The sequence below is a fragment of the Anaerosalibacter sp. Marseille-P3206 genome, from assembly GCF_900155565.1.
GTDB lineage: Bacteria > Bacillota > Clostridia > Tissierellales > Sporanaerobacteraceae > FUHM01.
This window is the reverse complement of the sequence record NZ_FUHM01000002.1, coordinates 1044975-1060628: the sequence shown is the minus strand read 5'-3', so window position 1 is coordinate 1060628 and position 15654 is coordinate 1044975. Positions and strand designations below refer to the sequence as shown.

The following is a 15654-nucleotide window of genomic DNA, read 5'->3' as shown; positions in this document are numbered from 1 at the left end:
AAACTATTAGACTACCTATAAGGAATTGAAACTATTGTACCAAACTTTTAACCTTTAGTACAATATAGACTATTAGACTACCTATAAGGAATTGAAACTTTTTTTCTCGTCTAGTTGAGGATACCACTCAGGATAACTATTAGACTACCTATAAGGAATTGAAACAATCATAAAGAGGTGCAAAACATGGGAAAAATTAAAAACTATTAGACTACCTATAAGGAATTGAAACCATTCTCTTCTATAGCTGCAAATACTCCTCTATAGCAGACTATTAGACTACCTATAAGGAATTGAAACTCATCCATCTTGTTCAGGCAATACTCTGTCCAATCTAAACTATTAGACTACCTATAAGGAATTGAAACAGGACTATGGCTTTGACTATTATGGTGATGAAAAAATACTATTAGACTACCTATAAGGAATTGAAACACATATACACTAATGTAATTGGTATGGCAACTATATAAACTATTAGACTACCTATAAGGAATTGAAACTTATATTGGAACTTTCCAGTTGATATATTTAAATATACTATTAGCCTACCTATAAGGAATTGAAACCTTGGTTCTTCTGGATATGGAGCACAACATATTCTGACTATTAGCCTACCTATAAGGATTTAAACCCTCTTGAATCTAATTATATTCAAGAGGGTTTTTGTCACTTTTCCACAATTGTCAAAAAAAACACAAAAAATAATTGAACAAAAAAATCTTATATGATAATATATAAGTGGATAAAATTGAATAACGAAAAAGTATGAGGTTCATTTGATTAAAAGGGAAATCGGTTAAAATCCGATACAGCCCCCGCTACTGTGAGTGTGACGAAATCAATTTATAGCCACTGGTTTAACTGGGAAGGCGTTGAGAGTAGGATGAAACACAAGTCAGGAGACCTGCCTATTGCTTTTTAGTAAACCTTCGGTGGGAAGTGATTACTTATTTTTAATGTATATTTATGTCAAAAATGACCCTAGCCAGAAGGCTAGGGCTTTTTTAATATTAGAGAGGAGTGTGAGACAAATGAAAAACAAAAGAAGCTTGTTACTTAGTATGTTCTTTCTTTTGTTAATGGTACCAAGTGTGTCAAATGCAATGCACATTATGGAAGGGTTTTTACCTGCAAAATGGGCAATATTCTGGGCTGTAGTTACTTTACCATTTTTAGTTGTTGGTATTAAAAGAGTTAATGGTATTTTTAAATCTGATATCAACAAGAAGGCATTATTAGGATTGGCAGGAGGTTTTGTATTTGTATTATCTGCATTAAAGATTCCTTCAGTTACCGGAAGCTGTTCTCATCCTACTGGAGTGGGCTTAGGAGCAATTTTATTTGGGCCAACTACCATGACTGTTGTGGGCATTATTGTTCTATTATTTCAAGCACTATTACTTGCACATGGTGGGTTAACTACATTAGGAGCAAATACTTTTTCAATGGCAGTTGTAGGTCCATTGGTTTCTTATGGATTGTTTAAATTTTTGAAAAAGAGAAATGCAAATACATCATTTGCAGTATTTGTAGCTGCAGCATTGGGGGATTTGGCTACTTATGTAATTACATCAATACAACTTTCATTGGCATTTCCTGATTCTGTTGCGGGTTTTATGGGATCTATGGGGAAATTTTTAAGTGTGTTTGCAGTGACACAAATTCCACTAGCTATTGTAGAGGGAATATTGACAGCTATTGTGTACAATTTGCTTATTGAATATAACAGGGAAGGGGTGCTTGGAAGTGAAATCATCAAGTAAGAAGAATTTATGGTTAATATTAATTGCTATAGTTATTGTTTTAGTGCCTCTTATATTCATGGGTGGATCAGAGTTTGGTGGAGCTGATGATCAAGCTGAAGATGTTATTGCTGAAATAGATCCTGACTATGAACCATGGTTTGAAAGTCTTTGGGAACCACCAAGTGGTGAGATTGAAAGTTTGTTGTTTTCTCTTCAAGTTGCAATTGGAGCTGGGGCCTTTGGCTATATATTGGGAATGATGAAGGGGAAGAAAAAAGTTGCTGGTAATAGATAAGTATGCTTATACAAATAAAATAGTAAATGTAAATCCTATGGCAAAGTTTATATTTGCCATAGGTGCCCTTATTCTTGCTGTAGGACTTAATAATTTTTATCTTAATATTATAATTTTTTTAATTATGTTTTTATCGACAACAGTAGTTGCTAAAATACCTATTAAAAATTATTTGAAACTGTATTTGATACCAAGTGTATTTTTGATAATAAGTATATTGACTATATTGATTAGCAAATCTAGTTTAGATGTTTTTATATGGTCAATTAGAATAGGAAAAAGCTTTATAGGAATAAAAAGTGAGTCATTAAATGAGGTTATCATTATTATTGCAAGGGTATTTGCTAGTATTTCTTCTACTTTTTTTATTGCGCTAACTATTCCTATAAATCAGTTGATTGTAGTATTTAAAAAGTTAAGGGTTCCAGGGAATGTGGTTGAGTTGATTATTTTAATATATAGGTCAATATTCATATTCCTTGAAGAGATGATGGAAATATATAATATTCAGGAGATGAAATTTGGTTATTGTGGTATGAAAAATTCTTATAGATCATTGGGTTTACTGATTAAGTGTTTGTTTGTTAGGGTTTTACAAAAGTATGAGGATATGGTTATTTCCTTGGAGACAAAATTATATGATGGAGAATTTAAAATAGGGTGATGGGATGCTAAAAACTAAAGATTTAACATATGCCTATGAAGATGGTACGATTGCTTTGAAGAATGTGAATATTGACTTAAGTAAGGGAAAGGTTGTTGGAATCATAGGTTCAAATGGTTCTGGAAAGTCTACTCTATTTTTAAATATGATAGGGATATTAAAACCTAAGAGTGGAGCAATTTTGTATAAGGATAGTCCTATTGAGTACAACAAAAAGTTTCTAAGAGAGTATAGGAAGCAAGTAAATATTGTATTTCAAGATCCTGATAAGCAGATTTTTTATTCAAATGTTTGTGATGATGTAGCTTTTGCTCTTAGAAATCTAGGCTATGATGAAGATGAAATATCTAACAGGGTTGTAAATACTCTTAAAAGAGTAGGGGCTTATGATTTAAAGGAGAAACCTGTTCATTTTTTGAGCTATGGTCAAAAAAAGAGAATTGCTATAGCTGGGGTATTGGTTATGGATAGTAGTACATTGTTATTTGATGAACCTACAAGTGGACTTGATCCTATTATGACTAGGGAGATAGTTAATATTATTGAGGATATCAGCAGGGAGAAGAATATTGCAATATCTAGTCATGATATGAATTTAATATATGAGATATGTGATTATGTTTATGTACTGAAAAGTGGGAAGGTAATAGGGGAAGGAACTGTTACTGAAGTCTTTGTACAAGAGTCTATTTTAGAAGGGGCTGGCCTTGAAGAACCTTGGCTTGTAAAGCTCCACAAGAATTTAGATATTCCGCTTTTTAGAAAAGAAGAAGAGTTTTATAAATTTTGGGAAACAAACTGTGGAGGTATAAGATAAAAAGATAACGGTTTGTTTTCTTTAACGTATTTATTCTTTTCATTTATCAATTCAAATTAAATTTCCCATTCATTTTTTATGGTATAATTATAATGTTCGTAACATTTGACAATAATCATAGAAAAGTTACTATTGGGGTGTATTATGTTTAATATAATGGTAAACTATAAGTAGTGAGTAAAACATATGGAGGCTTATATATGACTAAGGATGTTTATGATGTTATACGTAGAAAATTAAAAGAATTAGAGAGCAATTTAATTTTTCTAAAGCAAGTTTCTTTTGATGTTAATAAAGACAATCTAAAAGAAGATATGATTAGGTATTGGGGAATTGAGAGAGGTATACAAATATGTATTGAATGTGTTATTGATATTGGTAATATTTTGATTTCTGTTACGGACAATGATAAGCCATCTACTTATAGAGAAACAATGATTACTTTATCACAGATAGGTGTTATCTCTGAAAAGTTTTCAAAAAAACTATCTAAAATGGTAGGCTTTAGAAATATACTTGTACATGACTATACCAAGATAGATGAAGATATGATCATATATATATTAAAGAATGAATTAGGCGATTTTATTAAATATATGGATTATGTAGATAAATGGTTAAAAGAAAACTATAAATAACAAGGATGAGTTACGCATGCAAAGAAATATTAGTGAAGTAGAAAAAGTTTTAAACAAGCATATTGATAAATTAGTTCGTGATTTTGAAATAAAACTTATCTATATATTTGGCTCTTATGCTAAAGGAGAAAATAGAGTGGATAGTGATTTGGATATAGCTATGTATTTTGATAGGAAAGTAGACGGATTTGTTAAATTAGATATATTAGATGAACTAGTTGGAATATTTAATCGAGAAGACATAGATTTAGTTATTTTAAATAATGTAGATGAAGTATTGAAATTTCAAGTTATAAAATATGGGAAAGTAGTATATATGGAAGATTTAGTAACCAAAGTCACATTTGAATCAAGGGTAATGAGCGAATATATGGATATGGAGTATTTCAGAGAAGTTAGAAATAAATATAGTCATAAGAGATTTTTAGAAGTTATGAATGATTCTAAAACTTAATTTAAAAAGCAATTATCAATTGGTAGCATAGGGACGTTTTGTTTGCCACCTTTGCTATTACATGTACTTATGAAAGTTGATATTTCGCTTTTAGAAAAACTTAGCATTTATTAAACTATTGTGATATAATAAAACTATACAAATTAACACCAAAATATCAAGAGTTAGGGTAGAGATTTAGCTCTGTGACCCTATACCAACCTGCAATATGTAAGGTGGTTCAGCTAAAATTTCGATAAGGAGGTGAAAACATAGTGATTTCAAATCTTCTTATCTTAGGATCAGAAGATTTTTTTATTTCATAATTATTTTATAGGAGATGATTACATGAATACCACTGGTTTTATAAGAGGCTATATGGCAAAAAATATGAATGCTGAATATTTTATCAAGGTAGTTGTTACAGCTATAAGTAGAGAATTTGAAGAAGAAGTAAAATTAGAGAATATTAATGATGATGAATATTTAATAGTGATGAAGGGATATAGTGTTAAAATGAGTAGGGAACTTATTGATGAACTTAAAAGTGCTTATGGAGTTGATAGGTATATATTGGGGGAACTTGAAAAACAAGGTTTTATTTTTGATAGAAATAGAAGCCAATATATTCAGTACTGTTTTGGAAATTATGTTGGATCTTAACATGATCAGTCTGCAATGGAAATGTAGAAAATGCGTCTGAAGAACATTTTTTATGATATAATTATAATGTTTATAACATTTGACAATAATCATAGAAAAGTTATTATTGGGGTGTATTATGTTTAATATAAATGATAAGTTTTTATTGCAAAGGGCAGATAATTATGCAACTTTTTTCAGAGGGGAACAATATTATAATAATGGAAAAGTAATCCGTGCTGTACAAGATGAAAATACAGGATATATGTTGGGATTGGTTAAGGGATCTGAATATTACAAAGTGGAAGTAGGATTTGATGAATATGGAAATCTTATTCATACACAATGTAGTTGCCCAGCCTTTCAAAAATATTCAGGAGACTGTAAGCATGTCATAGCATTTCTTTTCTATTTAAAAAACTCTCAAATTCATAATACTATTCTGCAAAGGAAAGACGAAAAAGCTGTTTTAAACTTGATTAATTTTTTTAGTTATGAAGATGAAAAGGATAAGATTCCAGTTAATATAGAATATAATTATGAGTTCGATTACAATAGCTTTGATGGGATGTCAAAATCCTCATTTTTAAATTTGAGAATGGGTGAAGATAAGCTGTATGTAGTGAAGAGCATTAGAAAGTTTTTTGAAAGCTTAGAAGATGGGGAAGAGATTGTATTTGGGAAGTATTTCACTTTTAATCCAAGTATACACGTTTTCAAAGAAGAAGATAGGGAAATCATTAGCTTTTTGAAGTTACTATATGAAAACTATCAGGCAAATTACAGTGGATATAATAATTATGGCGAAAGTATATTTAAAGATAAGAGGATATTATTTACACCCAAAAGTCTTCAAAAGTTTTTTGAACTTATTAAGGGTAGAAGTTTTAATGCTACTATTAAGGGTGAAACTTATAATAATGTAGAGATAATTGAAAGTGATTTGCCACTATCTATAAATATTAGTGAGGACGATAATGATTTACTATTCAAAATAGACTATGAATCACAAATGGTTCCTATTATTTCGAATGGAATGTACTTTTTTAATAATGGTATGATTTATAAGATTTCTGATGAACAAAGGAAAAAAATAATACCACTATATAATGAAGTAATAAGAAGTAATGGAGGAGTATTGAAAGTACCTTTGAAGCATAGGGAATCTTTTATTTCAGAAGTGCTCCCAAAGGTGAAAGATATAGCAGAATTGAAGTTATCTGATTCTATTAATGAGGCAATATATAGTCCTGAATTTATAGGTGAAATATACCTAGATAGAAAAGACAATACGATTACTGGAAAGCTTAGTTTCATATATGATGATATAAATATTAATCCTTTTAGTTCTGATGATAGCAATTTAACTAGAAAAGATAAAATACTTCTTCGGGATGTACAAAAGGAAAGGGCAATTCTTAAAGAATTAGAGGAAAGTGCTTTTAAAGTTATAGATGGTGAAATTTATATGGATGAAGAAGAAAAGATATATGATTTTGTCTTTGAAACTATACCTGAATTACAGAGTTTATGCAATATTTATTATTCGGAAAGTTTTAAGGATATGACATTTAGAAAGTCCTCATATATTAGTGGAGGAATTCAGCTTAATGAAGAAACAGATATGTTGGATTTCGATTTTGAAACAGATGATATAGATATGAATGAGCTGGGAGATATATTTAATGCCATAAAAGAAAAGAAACGATATTTTAGATTAAAAGATGGCTCATTTTTACCTCTTGATAATAGTGAATTAGAGTATATGGGGGAGATTTTGGATTATCTAAATGTAAGTAATGATGAATTAGCAAATGGAAGTGTTTCAATACCTAAGTTTAGGGCAGCTTATTTAGATAATTATTTAAAGGATAGACAGATTAATTTTATTAAAAAGAATTTAAGCTTTAAGAAATTAATAAATGATATAAATGAACCTGAAGATATGGATTTTGAAATTCCAGTAGGGCTAGAAGGAGTTCTTAGAGATTACCAAAGATTTGGTTTTAAGTGGTTAAAGGTACTATCTAATTATGGATTTGGTGGAATTTTAGCTGATGATATGGGATTAGGAAAGACTCTTGAAGTTATTACATTTTTATTATCTGAAGTTGAAGAAAATGGCTCAAGGCCTTCATTGGTTGTAGCACCTAGTTCAGTAATATACAATTGGGAATCTGAAATAGAAAAGTTTGCACCCAAACTTAAAGTATTGGTAGTGTCAGGTAGCAAAAGTGAAAGAACTCAAATGGTTAAGGATATGGAGAATTATGATGTTGTTGTTACCTCTTATCCACTTATTAGAAAGGATTTAGAACTTTACAAGGATTTTTCTTTTAGATATGTTGTATTAGATGAGGCTCAACATATTAAGAATCCTAAGTCATTAAATGCCAGAACAGTAAAGAGAATAAAGGCGAAGAATTATTTTGCTCTAACAGGAACACCAATGGAGAATTCTCTTACAGAACTTTGGTCTATATTTGATTATCTTATGCCTGGATATTTACTTTCCCATGGGAAATTTATTGAAAAGTACGAAAAGCCTATTGTAAGAGACAAAGATGGAAGTGCACTTAGGGATTTAAACAATCATATAAGGCCATTTATTTTGAGAAGGCTTAAAAAAGATGTACTAAAAGAACTTCCAGATAAGATAGAACAACAAATTGTAGTAGATATGACGGTAGAGCAAAGAAAAATTTACCTTGCTTATTTACAAGCTATAAAAGGAGAAATTGAAGAAGAAATAAATGTTAGTGGTTTTAATAGAAGTCAAATAAAGATACTAGCAGGTCTTACAAGATTAAGACAAATTTGTTGTCATCCGGGAATGTTTATTGAAAATTATAGTGCTAGTAGTGGGAAACTTGATTCACTAGAAGAGATATTAGTTGATGCTATTGAAAGTGGACATAGGATATTGTTGTTTTCTCAATTTACTAGTATGTTACACCTTATAAAAGATGTGTTGGCAAAAAATCATATTGAATATATGTATTTAGATGGTTCTACTGATGTTAAGGAAAGAGGTAAGTTAGTAAAAGACTTCAATGGAGGAAAGGGAGATGTGTTTTTAATTTCGCTAAAAGCTGGAGGTACTGGTCTTAATTTAACAGGAGCAGATATGGTTATTCATTTTGACCCTTGGTGGAATCCTGCTGTTGAAGATCAAGCTACAGATAGAGCTTATAGAATTGGTCAGAAGAATACAGTTCAAGTGATTAAACTTATAACCAAGGGGACTATTGAGGAAAAGATATTTAAACTTCAAGAATCAAAAAAAGAAATGATAGACAAGGTAATAACAGAAGGAGAAACTTTGGTATCAAAATTAAGTGAAGAGGAAATAAAATATTTATTTGATATATAGGGAATTAAATGTAGGTTTTCTACCATTGTCAAAAAAAACACAAAAATTAATTGAACAAAAAAATCTTATATGATAATATATAAATGGATAAAATCGAATAATGAAAAAGTATGAGGTTCATTTGATTAAAAGGGAAATCGGTTAAAATCCGATACAGCCCCCGCTACTGTAAGTGTGATGAAATCAACTTGTTGCCACTGGCTTAACTGGGAAGGCGTTGAGAGTAGGATGAAACACAAGTCAGGAGACCTGCCTATTGCTTTTTTAGTAAACCTTCGGAGGGAAGTCGTTACTTGTTTTTATTGTGTATTTATGTCAAAAAATACCCTAACCTGAAGGTTAGGGCTTTTTTATTTTTAAAATCAAACTACGGAGGGATAAGATGAAAAAGGGAATTCTTGTTGTTAGCTTTGGAACTACTTATGAGGATACTAGGAAGAAATGTATTGAAAGTGTAGAGAATAGGATTAGAGATGAATTTAAAGACTGCGATGTGAGGAGGGCTTTTACATCTCAGATGGTTATAAATATTCTTAAAAAAAGAGACAAGCTTGTTATTGATAATGTAGCTGAAGCTTTGGACAAGTTGAAGGAAGATGAATTTGACGAGATATATGTACAATCTCTTCATATAATACCTGGGCATGAATATGAGAAGATGCAAAAACAAATTGCTGACTTTAAAGAGAATAGCAGTATAGATATTAAAGTTGGGAAACCATTATTGTCTGATGATAGGGATTATGAAAGAGTAGTGGAAGCACTTAATATTGGGAAAATTAGTGATGATGAAGCAGTGATATTTATGGGTCATGGAACTGACCATGTGAGTGATGAGTCTTATTCTATACTTGAAGAAAAGTTAAGAGAAAAGAATATTGAAAATGCTTATATTGCTACAGTGGAAGGAAGTAAAACTATTATGGATATAGTTCCTATTTTGAAAGAAAAGAATATTAAAAAGATTGTTTTGAAACCATTTATGCTCGTGGCAGGGGATCATGCAACTAATGATATGGCTGGAGATGAGGAAGATTCTTGGAAGAGTATTCTTTTAAGTGAAGGATTTGAAGTAGAAACTTATCTTAATGGTTTAGGGGAAAATGAAGCTGTACAAGAAATATTTGTTTCTCATTTGAAGGATATGATTTAAGCAATTCTGCCAGAAGAGATATTGTTTCCATATGCTGCAGTTGGAATTGTGTTGGTAATGCTTTTACCAAGCAAATTAAATATTTTGATGTTGGGAGATGAAGTGGCTACTGGCCTTGGTCTTAATGTTGAGAGGACTAGATTTATGTTTATTATTCTTTCATCTTTACTTGCAGGAAGTGCAGTTAGTGTGGTAGGTCTTTATTTTATACCCGAAAAGGTGAGGAGATGTTAATTAATAAAGGATGGATGTGATTTGTTTGATTGAAATAGATGGTGTGACTAAAAAGTTTGGGGATTTTACTGCTGTAGGAAATGTGAGCTTAACGATTAAAGAGGGAGAATTTTTAGGCCTTCTTGGACCCAATGGAGCAGGTAAAAGTACCCTTATCAATATGCTTACAGGATTATTAAAACCTACAACAGGGGTATTGAGAATAGATGGACAAGTTATGTCTAGGGATAATATGCAAATAAAAAAGAGATTAGGGGTTGTTCCCCAATATACCAATTTAGACAAAGAACTAACAGCATATGAGAATCTAGTTTTTGCTGCTAAACTATTCAAAATAAAGGACTATAAAGATTTAATAGATGAACTTCTTGTTGCTATGGAGTTAGAAGAACATAGAGATAAAAAGGCTATGAATCTTTCTGGAGGAATGCAGAGAAGACTTATGATAGCTAAGGCTTTAATTAACGATCCAGATGTTGTTTTTCTTGACGAGCCTACTGTGGGGATTGATTTAAATGGTAGAAGGAAGATATGGGATATATTGAAATATATGAAGACATTAGGTAAGACCATACTTCTTACGACTCATTATATTGAAGAAGCAGATTATCTTTGCAATCAAGTTTGCTTGATAAATGAGGGAAAAATATTCAAAAAGGATACTCCTGATAGGTTTAAAGAAGATTTAGGTATTTACACTGTTGAATATTTTGACAATGAAATGAAGACTAATTATGCATATTTTAAGGAGAAGGAAGAAGCAGAAAAGTATATTTCAAATGTTGAGAGTATTTCATGTACTATTAGAAAAACAACTTTGGAAGATGTTTTCTATAACTTTACGAATAGGAAGGTAGTATAATATGGAAGTTTTTACTGTGTTGTGGAGAGAGTTTATATTTTTTAAAAGAAGATTTTTTAAGATTACAAGTTCAGCTATTATGACTCCACTTTTGTATTTAATTGCATTTGGATGGGGATTAGGTAAGGATATAGTTATAGAAGGTGCAACTTATATGCATTTTATAATACCAGGAATTATTGCTCTTACAACTATGAATACAAGTTTTAATGCTATATCTGTTAGGATTAATATTTCTAAATTATATGAAAAAAGTTTTGAATATTATTTGACTTCCCCGGTGAATATGAAGTTGCTAGCTTTAGGACATATTCTGGCTGGCACCTTTAGAGGGATGTATGCATCTGGCCTTATATTATTGATATCATATTTGTTTGGAATAAAGATACATATTGATTTTTATTTTGTTTTAATATGTTTTTTAAATAGTTTTTTGTTTGCAGCTTTTGGATATGGTGCTGCTCTTTCAATTGAAAGTCACTACGATATGAGTAGGTTTACTACTTATGTTATGACTCCTATGTCATTTTTATGTGGTACTTTCTTTTCATTGAAGAACTTACCTCCTCTTGTGAAAGGTGTAATTGGAGTATTGCCCCTTTCACATACATCCCAATCCCTAAGGGATATTGTGTTGAAAGGGCAGTTTGACCATAAATCAATATTAGTACTTTTGATTTATTCAGTAGTGTTTTATTTGTGGGGTATAGCTATGAGCTATAGAGAAGTAAAGTAAAACAATTTATGATAAGGAATGTTTTAAGTGAAAAAGACAAGGTTTTTAGTATGGAAAAAATAATAGAAGAAGATCCAGATTTTATATTTGTTCAAGCTATGGGAAAAGTAGATAAGCTTGAACAGAGATTGAAAAAGGATGTAGAATCTAATTCAGCTTGGAGTTCAATAAAAGCTGTAAAAATGATAGATATGGTGAGGCGTATGAGGGTTTAGCAAAAATGCTATATCCAGAAGTATTTAACTAATAGATAGAAAAGCAAAGATTAAAAACAATCTTTGCTTTTCTAAATATAACTAAATCCAAGTTTATGTAAAAGAGGTGTTTATATGAAATTAGTAGTTGTTACTGTATCAAATCCTGTTGCTGTTGATATGTCAAGATTTTACAAAAAACTTAAAGAAGAATACGGAAATATATTGGATTTAAAACTTTTTTATGTGGGAAGAGGATATAGAAAGGAAAAACTTCCTGAAATAGAAAAACATATTGGAGAAGCGGATTTTGTACTTACTGACCTTATGGGAGCTAAAGAGGATGTAGTAGTTGCTACTGTAGCAGGATGTAAAAAGTGTAGTGGAGATATAGTGAATATTGGAGGACAAGGAAAGGAAATTGGCCCATATTTAAAGCTAGGTTCTTTAAGTGCTAAGGATATGAAAATGGGTTCAAAGAAAAATAGAAAAGATATTAATGTAGAGGCCATTATGAAAATGATGGATATGGCTGAAAAGATGGGAAAGTTTGTACCATTTGGCAAACCTAGAGATATGAGGAACTTTGTCCTTATATCTAAGTATTGGACACTAGCTGGAGAAGGCATAGAGGATTTGTTTTATTTAATCCTTAGAGAATATGGAAAGGTAAATAATCTCCCAAAACCAAGGGATCCAAAAGAAAATGAACCTATTTCTATTTGTGATCCACTTACTTTGAAGATTTATAGGGATTGGGCAGAATATGCTGATGATTTTGGTTTTGATAAAGATAAAGCTATGGTTGCAGTTTTGTACCGTAGCGATAATTATCCTCATAGGAGTTGTGGATGTGTGGGTAAGTTTTGTGAAAAGTTAAGTGAATATGTGAATGTTTTGCCTGTTGCATTTAATTCAGTTACTCCCAAGAATGTAGATGTTTTGGAAAAAATATTATTAAGTCCTGAAAGCCCAAATATAGATTTGATAGTAAATGTAATGTCTTTTAGACTAGGGGCAGGACCTATGGGTGGAGATGCTGATAAGGCAGTTGAATTGTTAAAGAAGATAAATGTTCCACAACTACATCCTTACTTGATGGCAAAGAGGGAACTTAGAGAATGGGAAGAATCAGTTGCAGGTATATCTCCCCCAGAGTTTTTAGTTTCTGTTATGTTGCCAGAACTTGATGGTTCTATAGAGTCTATTCCAATTGGAGCTATAAGGGTTAATGATAGGGATGAAGAATTGGATTTAGAAATAGGAGAAATTGATATTATAGAGGATAGAGTTACAAAGGTTATTTCAAGGATAAACAATTGGATAAACTTGAGGAAAAAGCCAAATAAGGATAAAAAGGTTGCTATAATATGCTACAATTATCCTCCAGGAGAAGATAATATATTTGGTGGTGCATTTCTTGATACCTTTGTATCTATAGAGAAGATAATGTCTGCATTGAAAGATGAAGGATATAATGTAGATGCTAAAACTAGTGAAGAATTGATGGAATACTTTACTCAAGGTAAAATCGTAAACTCTGGAAAGTGGATAGTTGGAAAACAAAGTGAACACATGATAACTTATGAAAAGGATAAGTACAGTATAGATTTGAAGGATAAGGATTGGTATGATGAGATGATAAGCCAATGGGGAGAAGTACCAGGAGAGGTAATGACTGAAGATAAGAAGTTTTTGATTCCAGGAAAAGAATTTGGAAATGTATTTGTGGGACTTCAACCATCTAGAGGTGTTCATGAAAATCCTGAGAAATGTTATCATGACAAGACATTATTACCTCATCACCAGTATATAGCTTTTTATAAATGGCTAAAGGAAGAGTTTAAAGCTGATGCAGTGGTACATGTAGGTACTCATGGAACATTGGAATTTTTAAAGGGAAAAGAATGTGGTATGTCTAAGGATTGTTTTTCTGATATGTTAGTTTATGATATTCCTCATGCTTATTTATATTATTGTGGAAATCCTGCAGAATCAGTCATTGCTAAGAGAAGATCTCATGCAGTATTAGTTGGATATCAGTCTCCACCATATACAGAAGCTGAACTATACGGTGAAATGATTGTACTTGAGACTTTAATTAGTGAATTAAAAGAAGCAGAGAGAGTAGACCCAATTAGATGTGATGATTTGAAGGAAAAGATCAAAGAAAAAGCTAGTGAGCTTAATTTTGATGGAGAAGATTTAGATATGTTAGAAAGAGAACTTTATAGGATTAAAAGATCTCTTATTCCTAGAGGATTGCACATATTTGGACAGGGGTATACTGATAGTGAAGCCTGTGATTATATGAGATTTTTATTGAGATATGATAGGGGAAATATAAAGGCTATAAGAAGATTGGTAGCAGAAAATGAAGGACTAGATTATGAAGAATTGCTTGATAGAAATGATACTGAAAAGTTGGCAGAATTAGATGAAAAATCTACTGAAATCATAGAAAAGTATGTAATGGAAGGAATTTGTGAAGATAGATATTCGGATTCTTTAGAATTTGGCAGGAAATGTTACAATTCTTCAAAGGAATGTTATGAAATAAAGGGGCTACTAAAAGTATTAAATGGAGAATATTTACCAGCAAAATTGGCTGGTGATACTATAAGAAGTCCTGAGGTATTGCCTACTGGATATAATCTTTATCAATTTGATCCTAGGCTTGTACCTAGTGAAGTTGCCTGTGAAAGAGGTGCCAAAATCGCAGACAATACTATAAAGGAATATATGAAATCTAGTGGCGAATATCCTAAAACAGTGGCTATGGTACTATGGGGACTTGAAACTTCAAGAACTCAAGGAGAAACATTGGGGCAGATATTTCATTATTTAGGGGTGAGGATTGTTAGGAATAGAGGTTTTGACCCTGAATATGAGATAATACCATTGGAAGAATTGGGTAGACCTAGAATAGATATCACTATTAATATGTGTGGATTCTTTAGGGATATGTTCTATAATATGATACAGTTTATGAATAAGATTTTTAAGGATGTATATTTACTAGATGAACCTGATGATATGAACTATTTTAAGGCAAATACAAAAAAGATTTATAAAAATTTATTAGATAAAGGATATTCTCCTGATGAGGCAGGAGAGTTGGCTGTATCAAGAATATTTGGGCCTAAAGAAGGAGATTATGGAACAGGTATTACAACTATTATAGAAACTAAAAACTGGACTAGTGAAGAACAACTTGGGGATAAGTTTATCGATAGTTTAAAATATGTATATAGTTTGAATCATAGTGGGAAGAAAGTAGAAGGACTATTAGAAGACAATCTTAAGACGGTAGATATTGTATCTCAAACTAGGAGTAATCACGAATATGAGGTCACTGATTTAGACCATTACTATGAGTTCTTTGGAGGATTGGCAAAATCTATAGAAATGGTAAAAGGGAAAAAAGCTGAAATATATATTAGTGATACTACTGGAGAGTCTATTGAAACAGAAACTGTAGATAAGTCCATAGAGAGAGGTGTTAGGACTAGGCTGTTAAATCCAAAGTGGATAGATGCCATGCTTGAACACAAATACCACGGGGTTCAGGAAATATATGATAGATTTGAAAACATAATAGGCCTTTCAGCTACAACAAACAAAGTGGACAATTGGGTATTTGATAGCCTTCAGTCAACTTATGTATCAGATGAGGAATTGAGAGAAAAGCTTAAGGAAAACAATAGATGGGCTTATTTGAGCATGATGGAAAGACTACTAGAAGCAAATCAAAGAGGATACTGGGATGCAACAGATAAACAGTTAGAAGAATTAAGAAAGGTTTATATTGAAGTAGAAGGAAGTATAGAAGAAAAAATTCACTAAACTTTCCATGCCACCTTTT

14 protein-coding genes, 1 CRISPR repeat array and 2 riboswitches (1 of these 17 cut by a window edge) are annotated in these 15654 nt (G+C 31.3%); all 14 genes read left to right on the top strand.

The genetic code is table 11. The features are described 5' to 3' along the window. Positions 1 to 635: direct repeats of the CRISPR family, unit length 30 nt; unit sequence ACTATTAGACTACCTATAAGGAATTGAAAC (it extends 6482 nt beyond the left edge of the window). Positions 636 to 754: 119 nt separating this feature from the next. Next, a riboswitch (cobalamin riboswitch) is annotated at positions 755 to 930 on the top strand. A gap of 104 nt (positions 931 to 1034) precedes the next feature. The 14 genes from BQ9840_RS06575 (at position 1035) to bchH (ending at position 15635) form a co-directional block, all read left to right on the top strand. Beyond that, entirely contained in the window at positions 1035 to 1766 is a 732-nt protein-coding gene (locus BQ9840_RS06575; protein ID WP_077370121.1) for an energy-coupling factor ABC transporter permease, read from the top strand. After that, the gene (locus BQ9840_RS06570; protein WP_077369025.1) at positions 1750 to 2043 is read left to right on the top strand and encodes an energy-coupling factor ABC transporter substrate-binding protein; all 294 of its coding nucleotides are present in this window, start codon (positions 1750 to 1752) and stop codon (positions 2041 to 2043) included. The genes BQ9840_RS06575 and BQ9840_RS06570 overlap by 17 nt, the downstream gene beginning before the upstream one ends. Beyond that, positions 2027 to 2707 carry a cobalt ECF transporter T component CbiQ gene (cbiQ, locus tag BQ9840_RS06565; protein WP_200804889.1) on the top strand — a complete coding sequence of 227 codons (681 nt, stop codon included), beginning with the start codon at positions 2027 to 2029 and terminating at the stop codon, positions 2705 to 2707. The genes BQ9840_RS06570 and cbiQ overlap by 17 nt, the downstream gene beginning before the upstream one ends. 4 nt (positions 2708 to 2711) lie before the next feature. After that, positions 2712 to 3524, top strand: coding sequence for an energy-coupling factor ABC transporter ATP-binding protein (locus BQ9840_RS06560; protein WP_077369024.1), 813 nt, complete (start codon positions 2712 to 2714; stop codon positions 3522 to 3524). A 200-nt stretch (positions 3525 to 3724) separates the two neighbouring features. After that, positions 3725 to 4162 (top strand): type VII toxin-antitoxin system HepT family RNase toxin, encoded by a 438-nt coding sequence (locus BQ9840_RS06555; protein ID WP_077369023.1) that lies wholly within the window; start codon positions 3725 to 3727, stop codon positions 4160 to 4162. Between the two features lie 16 nt (positions 4163 to 4178). Further along, complete coding sequence (locus BQ9840_RS06550; RefSeq protein WP_077369022.1) at positions 4179 to 4616, top strand: type VII toxin-antitoxin system MntA family adenylyltransferase antitoxin; 438 nt, start codon at positions 4179 to 4181, stop codon at positions 4614 to 4616. Between the two features lie 327 nt (positions 4617 to 4943). Then, positions 4944 to 5258, top strand: coding sequence for a hypothetical protein (locus tag BQ9840_RS06545; RefSeq protein WP_077369021.1), 315 nt, complete (start codon positions 4944 to 4946; stop codon positions 5256 to 5258). Between the two features lie 118 nt (positions 5259 to 5376). Continuing rightward, positions 5377 to 8610: an SNF2 helicase associated domain-containing protein gene (locus BQ9840_RS06540; protein WP_077369020.1), complete on the top strand. Its 3234-nt coding sequence runs from the start codon at positions 5377 to 5379 to the stop codon at positions 8608 to 8610. Between the two features lie 96 nt (positions 8611 to 8706). Further along, positions 8707 to 8882: riboswitch (cobalamin riboswitch) on the top strand. 110 nt (positions 8883 to 8992) lie between these two features. Next, on the top strand, positions 8993 to 9763 hold the full coding sequence (locus BQ9840_RS06535; protein ID WP_077369019.1) for a sirohydrochlorin cobaltochelatase: 771 nt from the start codon (positions 8993 to 8995) through the stop codon (positions 9761 to 9763). 21 nt (positions 9764 to 9784) lie between these two features. Further along, positions 9785 to 9997 carry an iron chelate uptake ABC transporter family permease subunit gene (locus tag BQ9840_RS06530; RefSeq protein ID WP_200804888.1) on the top strand — a complete coding sequence of 71 codons (213 nt, stop codon included), beginning with the start codon at positions 9785 to 9787 and terminating at the stop codon, positions 9995 to 9997. A gap of 25 nt (positions 9998 to 10022) precedes the next feature. Beyond that, positions 10023 to 10859, top strand: coding sequence for an ABC transporter ATP-binding protein (locus BQ9840_RS06525; RefSeq protein ID WP_077370119.1), 837 nt, complete (start codon positions 10023 to 10025; stop codon positions 10857 to 10859). A 1-nt stretch (position 10860) separates the two neighbouring features. Next, positions 10861 to 11595, top strand: coding sequence for an ABC transporter permease (locus BQ9840_RS06520; RefSeq protein ID WP_077369018.1), 735 nt, complete (start codon positions 10861 to 10863; stop codon positions 11593 to 11595). An 8-nt stretch (positions 11596 to 11603) separates the two neighbouring features. Then, positions 11604 to 11810, top strand: coding sequence for a hypothetical protein (locus BQ9840_RS06515; protein ID WP_077369017.1), 207 nt, complete (start codon positions 11604 to 11606; stop codon positions 11808 to 11810). A 114-nt stretch (positions 11811 to 11924) separates the two neighbouring features. After that, complete coding sequence (bchH, locus tag BQ9840_RS06510; RefSeq protein ID WP_077369016.1) at positions 11925 to 15635, top strand: magnesium chelatase subunit H; 3711 nt, start codon at positions 11925 to 11927, stop codon at positions 15633 to 15635. Positions 15636 to 15654: the final 19 nt, after the last annotated feature.

Excerpts from the sequence above, each read along its gene's own strand:
- BQ9840_RS06555 (WP_077369023.1), top strand. The coding sequence starts at position 3,725 with ATGACTAAGGATGTTTATGATGTTATACGTAGAAAATTAAAAGAATTA.
- BQ9840_RS06550 (WP_077369022.1), top strand. The coding sequence starts at position 4,179 with ATGCAAAGAAATATTAGTGAAGTAGAAAAAGTTTTAAACAAGCATATT.
- BQ9840_RS06535 (WP_077369019.1), top strand. The coding sequence starts at position 8,993 with ATGAAAAAGGGAATTCTTGTTGTTAGCTTTGGAACTACTTATGAGGAT.
- BQ9840_RS06515 (WP_077369017.1), top strand. The coding sequence starts at position 11,604 with ATGATAAGGAATGTTTTAAGTGAAAAAGACAAGGTTTTTAGTATGGAA.
- bchH (WP_077369016.1), top strand. The coding sequence starts at position 11,925 with ATGAAATTAGTAGTTGTTACTGTATCAAATCCTGTTGCTGTTGATATG.
- BQ9840_RS06560 (WP_077369024.1), top strand. The coding sequence starts at position 2,712 with ATGCTAAAAACTAAAGATTTAACATATGCCTATGAAGATGGTACGATT.
- BQ9840_RS06545 (WP_077369021.1), top strand. The coding sequence starts at position 4,944 with ATGAATACCACTGGTTTTATAAGAGGCTATATGGCAAAAAATATGAAT.
- BQ9840_RS06520 (WP_077369018.1), top strand. The coding sequence starts at position 10,861 with ATGGAAGTTTTTACTGTGTTGTGGAGAGAGTTTATATTTTTTAAAAGA.
- BQ9840_RS06540 (WP_077369020.1), top strand. The coding sequence starts at position 5,377 with ATGTTTAATATAAATGATAAGTTTTTATTGCAAAGGGCAGATAATTAT.
- BQ9840_RS06575 (WP_077370121.1), top strand. The coding sequence starts at position 1,035 with ATGAAAAACAAAAGAAGCTTGTTACTTAGTATGTTCTTTCTTTTGTTA.